General features: G+C 46.1%; 12 protein-coding genes. 9 read left to right on the forward strand and 3 right to left on the reverse strand.

Going from position 1 to position 12873, the window contains the following annotated elements; translation table 11 throughout:
• Positions 1 to 56 precede the first annotated feature (56 nt).
• Positions 57 to 2927 (forward strand): DEAD/DEAH box helicase, encoded by a 2871-nt coding sequence (locus ACXAJH_RS07760; RefSeq protein ID WP_474993533.1) that lies wholly within the window; start codon positions 57 to 59, stop codon positions 2925 to 2927.
• Between the two features lie 35 nt (positions 2928 to 2962).
• On the opposite strand, the gene ACXAJH_RS07765 is transcribed toward ACXAJH_RS07760, so the two are convergent.
• Both ACXAJH_RS07765 and ACXAJH_RS07770 read right to left on the reverse strand, forming a co-directional pair.
• Positions 2963 to 3358, reverse strand: coding sequence for a (deoxy)nucleoside triphosphate pyrophosphohydrolase (locus ACXAJH_RS07765; RefSeq protein ID WP_474993535.1), 396 nt, complete (start codon positions 3356 to 3358; stop codon positions 2963 to 2965).
• A gap of 410 nt (positions 3359 to 3768) precedes the next feature.
• Positions 3769 to 4431, reverse strand: coding sequence for a hypothetical protein (locus tag ACXAJH_RS07770; protein ID WP_474993536.1), 663 nt, complete (start codon positions 4429 to 4431; stop codon positions 3769 to 3771).
• Positions 4432 to 5038: 607 nt separating this feature from the next.
• On the opposite strand from ACXAJH_RS07770, the gene ACXAJH_RS07775 reads away from it, so the two are divergent.
• The 8 genes from ACXAJH_RS07775 to ACXAJH_RS07810 all read left to right on the forward strand — a co-directional run bounded on the left by ACXAJH_RS07775 (position 5039) and on the right by ACXAJH_RS07810 (position 11771).
• Positions 5039 to 6040: a LacI family DNA-binding transcriptional regulator gene (locus tag ACXAJH_RS07775; RefSeq protein ID WP_474993538.1), complete on the forward strand. Its 1002-nt coding sequence runs from the start codon at positions 5039 to 5041 to the stop codon at positions 6038 to 6040.
• Positions 6041 to 6066: 26 nt separating this feature from the next.
• Positions 6067 to 7020 (forward strand): sugar kinase, encoded by a 954-nt coding sequence (locus ACXAJH_RS07780; protein WP_474993539.1) that lies wholly within the window; start codon positions 6067 to 6069, stop codon positions 7018 to 7020.
• A gap of 9 nt (positions 7021 to 7029) precedes the next feature.
• On the forward strand, positions 7030 to 7686 hold the full coding sequence (gene hxlA, locus ACXAJH_RS07785; RefSeq protein ID WP_474993541.1) for a 3-hexulose-6-phosphate synthase: 657 nt from the start codon (positions 7030 to 7032) through the stop codon (positions 7684 to 7686).
• On the forward strand, positions 7649 to 8206 hold the full coding sequence (gene hxlB, locus ACXAJH_RS07790) for a 6-phospho-3-hexuloisomerase (protein WP_474993542.1): 558 nt from the start codon (positions 7649 to 7651) through the stop codon (positions 8204 to 8206). The genes hxlA and hxlB overlap by 38 nt, the downstream gene beginning before the upstream one ends.
• Before the next feature lie 12 nt (positions 8207 to 8218).
• Positions 8219 to 8875, forward strand: coding sequence for a bifunctional 4-hydroxy-2-oxoglutarate aldolase/2-dehydro-3-deoxy-phosphogluconate aldolase (locus ACXAJH_RS07795; RefSeq protein WP_474993543.1), 657 nt, complete (start codon positions 8219 to 8221; stop codon positions 8873 to 8875).
• A gap of 31 nt (positions 8876 to 8906) precedes the next feature.
• Positions 8907 to 9938 carry a TRAP transporter substrate-binding protein gene (locus ACXAJH_RS07800; RefSeq protein ID WP_474970079.1) on the forward strand — a complete coding sequence of 344 codons (1032 nt, stop codon included), beginning with the start codon at positions 8907 to 8909 and terminating at the stop codon, positions 9936 to 9938.
• A 70-nt stretch (positions 9939 to 10008) separates the two neighbouring features.
• Positions 10009 to 10485 (forward strand): TRAP transporter small permease, encoded by a 477-nt coding sequence (locus ACXAJH_RS07805; RefSeq protein ID WP_474970078.1) that lies wholly within the window; start codon positions 10009 to 10011, stop codon positions 10483 to 10485.
• Complete coding sequence (locus tag ACXAJH_RS07810; protein ID WP_474970686.1) at positions 10482 to 11771, forward strand: TRAP transporter large permease; 1290 nt, start codon at positions 10482 to 10484, stop codon at positions 11769 to 11771. The genes ACXAJH_RS07805 and ACXAJH_RS07810 overlap by 4 nt, the downstream gene beginning before the upstream one ends.
• 112 nt (positions 11772 to 11883) lie before the next feature.
• Here ACXAJH_RS07810 and ACXAJH_RS07815 read toward each other — a convergent pair whose 3' ends face one another.
• Positions 11884 to 12771 carry a ferritin family protein gene (locus ACXAJH_RS07815; protein WP_474993545.1) on the reverse strand — a complete coding sequence of 296 codons (888 nt, stop codon included), beginning with the start codon at positions 12769 to 12771 and terminating at the stop codon, positions 11884 to 11886.
• Positions 12772 to 12873: the final 102 nt, after the last annotated feature.

Raw genomic sequence — 12873 nt, forward strand, 5'->3', positions numbered from 1 at the left:
CATACCTAGTTTTTAAAGATAGATATAAAAGTAGATTAATAGGATGGAGGGTTATGATGGAATCCATTATTGAGCAGTTACAGAATTCCTTTCATAAGGGATTCATTGACCGTGAATTCTCAACTTCGACTCGTTTTCGGCCCGAACTGTTAGTGAATAATCAACAGCAACGTAAGGACGTTCTTACGTCATTAGTGGATGAACTTAAAAATTGTCGCTCGTTTATGTTTTCTGTAGCTTTTATTACGGAAAGTGGATTAGCGACTCTGAAATCACACTTATTGGATCTGAAATCAAAAGGTGTGAGAGGCAAAATACTAACCTCTACGTATCAAATGTTTAATAAACCTAAGGTGTTTAAAGAGTTACTAAAGCTCGACAATGTGGAAGTGCGAATTGCTGATGTGGAAGGTTTCCATTCAAAGGGATACATCTTCCAACATGACACTCATGTCTCTCTTATTGTAGGAAGCTCCAATCTCACAACCAATGCTCTTAAAGTTAATTATGAATGGAACATTAAGTTAACCTCTCATGAAAATGGGGAGATTATTCATCACTTTAATGACCAATTCCAAGTCATGTGGGATCAAGCGGATCATCTTTCAATGGCTTGGATCATGGCGTATGAAGAAAGTTATCAGCCTCCTCAGTTCTTCAAGGTTGCTGAAAAAGCAGCGCCATATGAGCAGAATAAGCTAGGCTATTCTCTATCCATTCAGCCTAACCAAATGCAGATGGCTGCATTGGAAGGCATTCAGCAGGTAAGAGCTGAGAATGAAGAAAAGGCTCTGATCGTATCTGCCACGGGTACAGGGAAGACGTATTTATCCGCTTTTGATGTCCGTAGAGCACGACCCAAACGGATGTTGTTCATTGTGCATAGAGAACAAATTCTACATAAAGCGAAAAGTGACTTTCAGAAAGTACTGGGCGGTGAGGATAAAGACTTTGGAATCCTTTCAGGTACTAAGCGCGAAACAGATGCTCGTTATTCATTTGCGACAGTCCAAACGATATCAAAATCCAATGTCATGCGATCTTTTGATCAAGAAGAATTTGATTACATACTAATTGATGAGGTTCATAAAGCGGGTGCGCAGTCTTACTTGAAACTGATCGACTACTTTAAGCCCCAATTTCTGCTTGGTATGACGGCTACTCCTGAGCGTACGGATGGTTTCAACCTTTTTGAGCTGTTTGATTATAACGTGGCTTATGAAATTCGCCTCCAGGAAGCGCTAGAAGCTGATATGCTAACACACTTTCACTATTTTGGGGTAACTGATCTTTCTATTGAGGGCCATGGGTTTACAGAAAATGAGATGTTTACCTACCTAACAGCAGATGAGCGGGTTGATCATGTTTTGGAGAAGGTAGAATACTATGGCTATTCAGGTGACCGGGTAGCTGGATTGATTTTCTGTAGTACGAAGAAAGAGGCTGAACAGCTTTCACTTCTTATGAACCAGCGTGGCTATAACACCAACTTTCTCACAGGCGATCACTCTCAAGAAACAAGGCAAGCAGCGGTTCAAAAGCTAGAAAACGGTGCCTTGGACTACATTTTAACAGTAGATATTTTCAATGAAGGGATCGACATTCCCTGCATCAATCAAGTTGTTATGTTAAGACAAACACAGTCCAGTATTGTATTCATTCAACAACTTGGACGAGGCCTTAGGAAGCATGATACAAAAGACTTTGTTACTGTCATCGATTTTATTGGGAACTACGAAAACAACTACCTGATTCCCATTGCCTTGTCTGGGGATCATTCGCAAAACAAAGATAATATCCGAAGAAGAGTCATCGATACGAGTTATATTCAAGGAAAATCCACAATCAATTTTGAAGAAGTAGCTAAAGAGAGAATTTACGAGTCCATTCGAACAGCTAACTTAACGCAAATGAAGGTGTTGCGTGATGCTTATAAAGAACTGAAGAATAGGATCGGTCGTATGCCAATGCTAGTAGACTTTCAGAAGCACCACTCTATTGATCCTCTCGTTTTAGTGAAAAAAGGGAACTATGTAGAGTTTTTGGAGGGAGTTAAAGAGGAAGTTGGCCACCTAACCCATAGGGAAAGACAAATCCTAACCATGCTCTCTCAGGAAGTGTTAAATGGAAAAAGAATCAACGAGCCCTTATTGTTGCGTTTGCTATTAGATCACTCGTCTATCTCCTATTCAGAGTACAAAGACAAAGTATTAGAGTGCGGGGGACGAGTGGATGAACAAACGCTACACTCTGTGGAGCGTTTGTTTAGTCTGGAATTCTTCAAGATTACCGATCAAAAGAAATATGGAAACAAGGCTATTGTTACCTTTGATGGGGATCAAATTATTTGGGAAGAAGAGATTTCAACATCCTTGGATGTAAAACCCATTTTCCGTGCCTTTGTTCAGGATATTGTGAATGTTGCCATGACGAAGAGTAGAGGCTATTCTCCAGCACAACCCTTTACTCTTTTTGAAAAATACTCTCGTAAGGATGCGTGTAAGCTTCTAAATTGGGAGAATGATGAAAGCTCAACGGTCTATGGATACAAGCCTAAGTATGGAACATGTCCGATCTTTGTGACTTATCATAAGCCTGAAGAAGTGGAGTCTAGTGTGAACTATGAGGATGAATTCTTAAATCCTGAAGTTCTCACGTGGTATTCCAGAAGTAAACGGACCTTACAATCCAATGAAGTCGTCCAAATCGTTGAAGCGGAGCAAAGAGAGAATGATCTTCACATTTTTGTGAAGAAGGATAACGGGGAAGGTAGTGATTTTTATTACCTTGGGCAAGCGATCCCGGACCAAAACACGGTGGAACAAACCACAATGAATAATGGGGATAAGGAAATTCCTGTAGTTCGCATGAATATGAAACTTGAACATCAAGTGAATCAAAAAATTTATGATTATCTTCATGAGTAATAAGAAATCCCCTTCATACAGAAGGGGATTTCTTATTACTTATTATTCATCAATAGTTCAACAGCCGGTATGTCGGCAGGAGCCCACTTTAACGAAGGTAAATTCTCTCTATGTAGCCATAGGAGCTTGGAGTGCTCTTGAGCTGTAGGATTGCCTTCAATCAGTTTAGCTCGTAAAGCAATCAATTGGATGATAAAGGAGTCATACTCGTGTGTGTGATCTTTAATTACATCCTGAGCTTGGATTTCACAGGATAACTCTTCTTGAATTTCACGCTCCAATGCTTCTTGTAGGTCTTCGCCTTCTTCTACTTTTCCACCAGGGAACTCCCACATGTTTGGAATCGACATTTCTGGTGAGCGAAGGGCGCAAAGTATTTCATTTTCTTCATTTTCAATAACAGCAGCCACGACTTTAACGGTTTTTTTCATTGAAGAACGTCCTTTCCAACTTGATCTACGATTATCGTAGCATAGTGACTATTCATATCCATCCAAATCTTTTACTGTTAGAATAACATACCTTAAAAAGAAGCTATTTGATGAGTAATAAATTGCGATAACTCTGATAGAGGATACACTATTAATTACTCATGAACCAGAACTATTGAGTTATAAAGAGGAGAAAATGGTCCACCTGTATGACTACTCTATTCAAAATGGATACGATAATGTGTGGCTTCCTAGTTAATCATTTTGAACTGGAGTAAAAAGAATAAATATGGCTTAACACTTTAAAATTGTTAAGCCATATTTAAATGGTAATTTTATCGACATTATGGAACAGTGGAGTTATAGATGTGTCAGATACGTGCTAATACTATTTCCTCTCTACTTACCTACTAATTAGGATAGTCTTGGTTGGCTTCATCCATAAGTATTGTTCCCTCACCAAGAACTAACCCTGATTGAACAAGCGCTTCTAAATTTTGATATTCGACCGCCTCTTTAAGCATGGTTATGCCTTGGTTATACATATCCATTGAATTAGTTAGTTGCTCGTGCGATTCACTATACTTAGTAGGAACAGATTCTATTGTAAAAAAATCATCAATCATTACTTGGACTTCTTCAGCTGTAGTAAGAATAGTTTCGTGCCATGTTGGATTAGACATTACACTACTATCTTCACCTGCCATTAATATAAGCTCATAGAGGTCATTTACAGTAGCATCAAAGTGCTCAAAAGTGGAAAGTATATCTATACTATATTTAACAACACCAAGTTCTGAATCAACTTCATCTTGAACAGCAGCCTCTTGAGCTTCTATATCTTTTTTTCGATCATTCCACTCAGCAGCTTTAGCTGCTACTTCATCTTGTCTGGATTTGAATTCTTGAGTAAGTTTGTTATCAAAATCTTTTTGAGATATAGCTACAGATGTTTCTTGTGATGAATTAGAAGAGGTATCATCCTTGTTTCTATAAGAGGAAGCTTCCTCTTCATTACTGCCACAACTGATTAATAAAGGAATAAGTAATAAAAAAAAGAAAAATGTTTTCATTAAAAATCATCTCCTTTTATTTATTGACTATATGAAGGATGAGGAACAATTTTAACTCTTTAATCTAAAAAACTTCATTTAAAACAAAGTTACCCCCTTTCTGAGAGTCCGTATTTCTATATGGAGAAATAAAATTGAAAAAAACACACAATGAAAAGTCTAAAGAGGGATTATCTTTAAATAATTCCATGAATAGTTATATAGATGGTCGTTGAGAAAAAATGTAAAGTGTAGTAGAGAAAGCAACTTTATTATTGGCAGGAGAGTGTGTAAAGCAGAGAGTGTTTTACAATATGTGAATTGAAATACCTTTTTAAGTGGGGTCTTGGAGAGAGCATTATAAATGTTTAACAAGTCTTAACTCATATAATAGATAAAAAGGTAGTGGTAGTAAATATGCAATTCCTACAAAGTCACCTTTACTAATTAACTTTATCCTGAAATTGTATGTGTCGGAATGATTTTATGTATTTTTTTAGACGCTATAATTTTCAATAAATTTAGATAAATATCCACAAACCCCTTGTAAAACGCTTACACAAAACCTATAATACAACTAAATCGTTTTACTAAACCGATTTAGTAAAACAGAAATGTGGAGATTCCAATGAAAAAGATAACCATCGCAGACGTTGCGAAACAAGCAGAAGTATCTAAAAGTACCGTTTCGCAGTATTTGAATAAACGCTATGACTACATGGGAGAAAAAACGAAGAACCGCATCCAGGAGGCCATTGAGGAGCTTGGCTATCAGCCGAACTTCGTGGCACGGAGCCTGAAGCAGAAGTCGACGAAGACGATCGGCGTGATCGTGGCGAACATCCTGCACAACTTCACGACAGAAGTGACGAGGGCGATTGAAGACGCCTGTCACGGCGCAGATTTTCATACGATCATCTGTAATGCGGATGATGATCCGGTGAAGGAGAAGCACTACATTGAAATGCTCCGGGCCAAGCAGGTGGACGGGCTCATCATTTTCCCTACCGGAGATAACCGCGACTTGTACCAGCAGATGCTGGACGCGTCCTATCCGGTCGTCTTTTTGGACAGGAAGGTGGAGGAGATGCCGGTGACCGCCGTTATGCTGGATAACGAAAGAGCGGCAGAGCTTGCGGTCGACCACTTCGCTGAGAAGGGATACGAGCGGATCAGCATGGTGACGACATCGATTTTCAATCATGTCACGCCGAGGATGGAGCGGATTGAAGGGTATAGAAGCGCCCTCCGAAAAAACGGTCTGTCCGTGGAGGAGGAATACATCGTCAGCGCCGATCAGGATGAGATGCAGGAGGCATTGGAGAAGCTCCTGCAGACGGAACAGCCGCCGAAAGCGATTCTTGCCGGAAACGATCTCGTGCTGATCGAAGTATTGAAATATGTGAAGCACAAAGGTCTACGCGTGCCGGAGGATCTCGCCATCATCGGCATCGATGACGTATCGTTCGCAAGCTTCTATACGCCGTCGATTACAACGGTCGCCCAGCCGACGTTCAAAATGGGACGCATGGGCGCAGAGCTTCTGCTGGATAAGATCGAGAAGAAGGATAAACAGATGAGTCCGTTCTACCGCTTCGAGCCGAAGCTGATGGTCCGGGATTCCGTCTAATGAGTCTACAGGGAGGAGGAATGGACATGAACGACGTGATGACGATCGGGGATGCGATGATCACCTTCGATCCAACAAAGAACGGCCCGCTGCGGCATGTGCATACATTCGAACGAAAAGCAGGAGGGGCGGAATTCAATGTTGCCATCGGCTGTGCCCGCCTTGGTTTGAAAACGGGGTGGATCAGCCGCCTCGGAAATGACGAGTTCGGCCGCTACATCCGCAACACGGCCCGTGGGGAAGGCATCGATATTTCTGCGGTCAAGCTGATGGACGGCTATCCAACGTCCTTGAACTTTAAGGAAATCAAGGAGGATGGCAGTGGGAGTACGTTTTATTACAGGCAGAACTCCCCGACGAAGACACTGACTGAGCAGACGCTCGACATTGAAGCCCTCCGCAGGACGAAGGTGTTACATATTACAGGGGTGTTTGCGGCCATTGAGCCGGAGAAAAACATACCGCTGTTGAAACGGGCGATGACCGTCGCCAAAGATCACGGTGCTCTCATTTCCTTCGATCCGAATATCCGTCTCAAACTGTGGAGCCGTGAGGAAGCGAGAAAAGCGCTGACGCAGCTGCTGCCTTACGTCGATATTATGCTGACGGGCGTAGAGGAAGCGGAACTGCTGCTTGGTGTGGAGCGTGAGGAAGAGATCGTTGCCGCGTGCCAGCGCTACGGCATTTCAACGGTTGCGATCAAGCAGGGGAGTGAAGGAGCGTTCGCTTCGATGGACGGAGAATCACTGCGGCTGGCCGCGGTCCCTCCGAAAAAGGTCGTCGATACGGTTGGTGCAGGAGACGGGTTTGATGCCGGCTTCATTTACGGCGTCCTGCACGGCTGGTCGTTGAAGCGGACGTTGCAGTTCGCCAACACGATTGGATCGATGGTCGTCAGTGTGTACGGAGATAATGAAGGCCTACCGGAACTGGAAGATGTCCTTGTTCAATTAGGGGAACGGGAATTAGTGGAAAGGTGAGGTGAGAAGATGAACCTGCAGCTGGCCCTCGACCGCCTGACTAGGGAAGAATGCTTCCACATTCTTGATGAAACCGCTTCAACTATTGACTGGATCGAAGTTGGAACAGGGGTCATCAAGGAATACGGGATGGCGGTCGTTTGTGAGATCAAAGACAGATACCCGGATAAAACGCTCGTCGCAGATATGAAAACGTGTGATGCAGGAAAACATGAAGCTGCCCAGGCGTTCCGCGCCGGTGCTGATATTACGACAGTCATGGCGTTTTCCGCCGATCAGACGATCGTCGATACGCTGAAGGTAGCGGAAGAAACAGGAGGCAGAATCATGATTGATCTGCTTGGCGTCACCGACCCGGGACGCATTAAGGAGCTGACCGGACTGGGTGTCGATTTAGTCAGCCTCCATTTCGGTAAAGACATGCAGCAGACCGATGATATGAAAAAAGAGGATCTGTTTTCGCTCGTAAAGGAACACCCGGATTTGGAAGTCGCGGTCGCCGGCGGGATTAACGCCAATTCCCTTCCCGGGATTTTGAAGGAAGGACCGGATACGATTATTGTCGGAAGTGCGATTACGAAACAAGCCAACACGAAAAAAGCGGCGGAGTCCCTGAAAGGAGCCATGAATGACTATGAAAACCACCATCAGTACAGTCAGCGGTGAAATCCAGGAAGTGCTGGCCAATGTAGATGAATCCCAGGCCGGAAATCTGGCGGATCAGCTGCAGAAAGCGAAGCGGATTTTCGTTTCCGGCGAAGGGCGGTCCGGCTTGATGGGCAAAGCCTTCGCGATGCGTCTCATGCACGCCGGCTATACCGTCTACGTTACCGGAGAGACGATTACACCGAACATCGAAGCAGATGACCTGCTTGTCGTCATTTCCGGATCTGGAACGACCGGGTCCTTGAAATCCTTTGCCGAAAAAGCGAAGGAAGCAGGGGCAGCCATTGCCGCCGTGACAACCAATCCAACGTCCCCCATCGCTGAGCTCAGTGACTCGACGCTTGTCATCCCGGCAGCTACGAAGAAACGGCTTCCGGAAGAACCGGCAACCATTCAGCCGCTCGGCAACCAGTTCGATCAATCGGTGCATCTGTTGCTGGATGCCGTGATCATTCAGGCGGTATCGGATCAGGAAGATTCCAACGAACAAATGACGGCACGCCACGCGAATTTGGAATAGGAGGGAAAGCCAATGAATACAGCAGAACGTTTGAAGCAGGCCCGGATCATCCCGGTCATCCGCCAGGCAGATGAAACGAATATCCTGAAGATTGCTGAAGCTCTCGTCAACGGCGGTATCCAGGCGATTGAAATCACCGCAGAAACGAAGGGTGCGGCGAAGCTTATCCGTAAAACGGCCGATGCTTTTGAAGGGAAGCTGCTCGTTGGAGCAGGAACGGTGCTTGATCCGGAGACAGCGAGAGAAATGATTGCAGCCGGTGCGGCCTTTGTCGTTGCTCCAACACTGAATGTGAAAACCATCGAGCTCGTCCACCGATATGGTCTGCCGTGTATTCCAGGCGTTTTGACACCAACGGAAATCCAGACCGCGCTGGAAGCAGGAGCCGGAATGGTGAAAATTTTCCCCGCGGGCACAGTCGGTCCTTCCTATATCAAAAATGTGCTCGGCCCGCTCCCGCAAGTGTCCATCATGGCGACCGGCGGCATCCATCTCGAGAATATGGAAGAGTACTTCGCCAATGGAGCCGGAATCGTCGGCATCGGAAGCCAGCTTGTGAAAGCTTCTGCACTGAAGACCGACAGCGATTATCAGGCACTCCAGGAAAAAGCGGAAATGTATGTGGATCGTGCCCAACAGTTTTACGAGCAATTGGCGCTTCATGTGTAAGCGGATTCAAATATAAAGGAGGACGTAAAAAGTGAAAAAGACCTTATCTCTATTGTTGTTCATGTTGTTCGCCGGGGTATTCGTTTTAGCGGGATGCAGTGGTGGCGAGGAGGAAGCGAGCGGAGAGACGGGTGACGGAGACAAGCTGAAAATCGTCGCCGCCCACAACCAGACGTCTCCGGAGAACCCGTATCAAGTGGGAATGGAAGCCTTTAAGGAAACGGCTGAAAGCGCGGACGCCAACATCGAAGTGGAAGTTCACGCCGGAACTCTTGGAACGAGTGAATCGGAACTTGTTGAAAAATTGAAGCTCGGTGCAGCAGATGTTGTGCTCGTATCTCCAGGCTTCATGTCCAAGACGGGCATCGAGGAAATCGATCTTTTCGCCCTTCCTTACGTCTTCGAAAACTATGACCACTGGGAAAGTGTCGTGGACGGGGAAGTCGGTGAAACGATGGCCGAGACGATCAATGAGAAATCCAACAACGACTTCAAACTGCTCGGCTACTGGTCCGCGGGTGTCCGTCACTACTACGGCAAAAAACCGCTCGAATCCATGGCTGATCTGGAAGGGATGAAATACCGCACACAGACGTCCGGTGCCGTCGCGAACTACTGGGAAGAAACCGGTGCTGTTCCGACATCTGTCGCCTGGGGTGAATTGTATCAAGGTCTCCAGCAGGGGGTTGTCGATGCAGCAGAAAACTCCTACCCATACTTCGTGCAGCAGAACCATCACAAAACAGATAACGGCAAATACATCACAGAAACCGGCCACGACTATACGACACGCTTTCTTTTGATCAACGGCAAGAAGTTCGAGAACTACAGTGACGAGCAGAAGCAGGCGATCATGGATGCTGCTGAGGCGTCTGTAGAAAAAGAACGTGCTGAGGTGAATGAGCAGGAAGAAGCATACAAACAGCAGGCGATCGATGACGGAGCAGAAGTGAACGAAATCGACCGTGAGCCGTTCATGGAGATTGCTGAACCGATCCAGGATACACGTGCCGAAGAAATCGGCGTGACCGATCTTTTAGAGAAAATCAGAGAAATAAAGTAAAGAAGGGAAGCCCGGGCACGGTCGCTGTGCCCTTTCCTTTTATCTTCTTTGAACCAAGGAGGTTCTGATATTGATTAAATGGTTAGAAAGAATTCAGCTGACCGTCGGCGTCCTGTTTCTGATCACCTTTTTCGTCACCATCATCATCCAGGTGGCCACCCGGTTCATGGGGGTTTCCGCTGTCTGGACAGAAGAAGTCGCCACGTATTCATTCATTTGGTCCGTCTTTATGGGAGCAGCTGTCATGTTGAACAGAAGAGAGCATTTCCAATTCGACTTCCTGTTGAAGAAGCTGAAAGGAAAGGGGAAAAACAGTCTTTACCTGCTTAATGATCTCATTCTTCTCGTATTCAGTATCGCCATTTTCTATTACGGCATCGAAGCGTGCCAGAATTTCTGGAACTACAACTGGGTCTCCCTGCCACAGGTGAAAATGGGCTACGTCTGGATTTCCGTTCCGATCATGGGTGGTACGATGGCCATCTACACCCTCGCCCATATCATTCGCAATGTTAAAAACTTCAACACAGAGGAGGTGGCAGAATGATTGGTCCTATCTTAGTCTTATTGTTCGTCCTGTTGATGATTATCGGCATTCCGATCGCCTTTGTCATCGGAATCGTCGCCATGACCGGGATCATCAACGTGCCTTACATTCCTGAAGTCACCGTCCCTGTCAAAATGTTGAACGGACTCGATTCCTTCGTGCTGCTGGCGGTACCATTGTTCATTCTCGCCGCGAACTTGATGAACAGCGGCCAGATCTCGCAGAAGCTCATCGACTTTTCACTGTCGATGGTCGGTCACATCCGCGGAGGGCTTGCCCACGCCAATATTCTAGTATCGATGCTGTTCGCCGGTGTATCCGGAGCGTCCCAGGCGGATACCGCGGGTGTCGGAAAAATTTTGATTCCGAATATGAAAAAGCAGGGGTATGACACAGGCACCGCAGTCGGTGTGACCGCTGCCTCCTCAACGATCGGAGTCATCATCCCGCCAAGTATTCCGATGATCATTTATGCCGGGCTGACGAACGTGTCGGTCGGAGCGTTGTTCCTTGTCGGGATCATCCCAGGCGTGCTCATCGGGATCAGCATGATGGTCATCGTCTACATACTGGCGCTGAAACGCGGGTATCCGACGTATCAGAAAGCATCGATGTCCAACTTCATGAAGCAGTTTCTCGACGCTATTCCTGCACTGATGACGCCGGTCATCTTGATTGGCGGCATCATCACAGGGGTTTTCACAGCGACCGAAGCGGCTGCATTCGCCTCCATCTATACAGTCATCGTCGGGATGTTCTATTATAAGACGTTGAAGCTGAAGGATTTCCCGAAAATCCTGGTCGATACGCTCACATTGAGTTCCTTGTCCCTGTTCGCTCTGGCGGCTGCCAACGCCCTCGGAGAATTGATGAGCTACTACCAGTTGTCCATGTGGGCCGAGCAGTTCTTTGCCAATAACATCGACAGCAAGTGGGTCTTCCTGCTGATCATCATCGCTTTCTTCCTGTTCGTCGGTACGTTCATGGATGCGATACCAGCCATGATCCTGTTCATTCCTGTTGTGCTTCCAGTGGCGCTGACGTTTGATATCAGCCCTGTCCTGCTAGGGATCATAACGATCATGACGCTCGCCGTCGGCCTGGTGACGCCACCGTATGGGCTGTGTCTGCTGTTGGCAGCGAAAATCGGAAAACTGCCGATTGAACGGTCGTTTAAGGCTGTCGTTCCGTATATTACGGTCGTCGTCATTGTCCTGCTCGTCGTCGCGTTTATTCCGAGTGTCGCGTTCTATATTCCGGAGATGATTAATCCGGGGATGTTTTGAATGAAGAGGTGGAGAATTTTCTCCACCTCTTCTTTTATGAGAATAACCATATCCATGATAAAAGGGAGAAGAGGACAGGTCCTTTTCTCCCTTTTTGAATTTTAGTAGAGTCTCACTCTCTGGCCAGCCCTCGTTCAAATGCAGCCAGGTGATTCACAGACGCATTGCGCAGCTGGGTGAAGACAAGGCGGGCATCCTGGGGGATCGTCAAACTCAGAAACCTGTCATACATCGCTATGTTGTCGATTTCCCCCTGCACTCCCGCAGCATAAGCCGCCTTCAAATTTTCCGGAGTTGTAACATAGGAGGCGGACACATCCGCCGGCACAGGCACCTGATACCGTTGGAAAAGAGGTTGGAGTGCATTGATGTGCCGCAGTTCGGCTTCTTTAATCCGAGCAAATGTCCGTACATTCCCGAAATTAGCGAGAACATCATCATACCTCGCCTGGGCGAGATACTCATCCTGAATAGCGTAGGTGAGCATTTGCGGAAAAGTTAAGGACGATGCGTTCAAGGCGCCTCTCGCTCCATAGTCCTCTAGTTGTCTATGAGCGGGGCGGGCATCTGTATGTTTTATAAAGGATAAAAACCAAACGGCATGATTTTGTTCATCAGCGGCGGCTCTCCGGAATCGGTCTTTTGTCATGGGATCCTGCGCGTTATCGGCGATGTCCAGGTAAAAATCTACGGCGCCCTGTTCATCCTTGAAGGCATAGTCGACCGCTTCCCTGTATTCATCGGGGCATTCTTCGGTCATTTGGTACGACGGCTGCTTTCCTGTCAGGCGGGCATAAATGGCTGTAAATTCCGCAAGGTGCCTCATTTCATCTCTGCGTATCTCGAGAATCCTTTTTCTCTCTTCCGGATCAGATGCCATTTTTGCCATTTTCTTATAGCAGGCTACAGCACTATATTCGGCATTGACGGCTTCCTCGATATCCTTTAATAGCTGAGAATCAGTCCCGGTTCTGTAAAAAGCATAAGGATTTGGATACATCGTTGTCTCCCTTCACTTATATAATGACTTTATCTTATGTATATGGGGGAACAGGATGTACATGACGTAAGTGCCGGTGATCGTTTATGACCTGCATGTCTT

Source organism: Halobacillus sp. ABD4_316 (genome assembly GCF_056161385.1).

Coding starts and splice junctions, on each gene's coding strand:
- ACXAJH_RS07815 (WP_474993545.1), bottom strand. CDS start 12,771: ATGTATCCAAATCCTTATGCTTTTTACAGAACCGGGACTGATTCTCAG.
- ACXAJH_RS07780 (WP_474993539.1), top strand. CDS start 6,067: ATGAACGACGTGATGACGATCGGGGATGCGATGATCACCTTCGATCCA.
- ACXAJH_RS07810 (WP_474970686.1), top strand. CDS start 10,482: ATGATTGGTCCTATCTTAGTCTTATTGTTCGTCCTGTTGATGATTATC.
- ACXAJH_RS07795 (WP_474993543.1), top strand. CDS start 8,219: ATGAATACAGCAGAACGTTTGAAGCAGGCCCGGATCATCCCGGTCATC.
- ACXAJH_RS07770 (WP_474993536.1), bottom strand. CDS start 4,431: ATGAAAACATTTTTCTTTTTTTTATTACTTATTCCTTTATTAATCAGT.
- hxlA (WP_474993541.1), top strand. CDS start 7,030: ATGAACCTGCAGCTGGCCCTCGACCGCCTGACTAGGGAAGAATGCTTC.
- ACXAJH_RS07775 (WP_474993538.1), top strand. CDS start 5,039: ATGAAAAAGATAACCATCGCAGACGTTGCGAAACAAGCAGAAGTATCT.
- hxlB (WP_474993542.1), top strand. CDS start 7,649: ATGACTATGAAAACCACCATCAGTACAGTCAGCGGTGAAATCCAGGAA.
- ACXAJH_RS07765 (WP_474993535.1), bottom strand. CDS start 3,358: ATGAAAAAAACCGTTAAAGTCGTGGCTGCTGTTATTGAAAATGAAGAA.
- ACXAJH_RS07760 (WP_474993533.1), top strand. CDS start 57: ATGGAATCCATTATTGAGCAGTTACAGAATTCCTTTCATAAGGGATTC.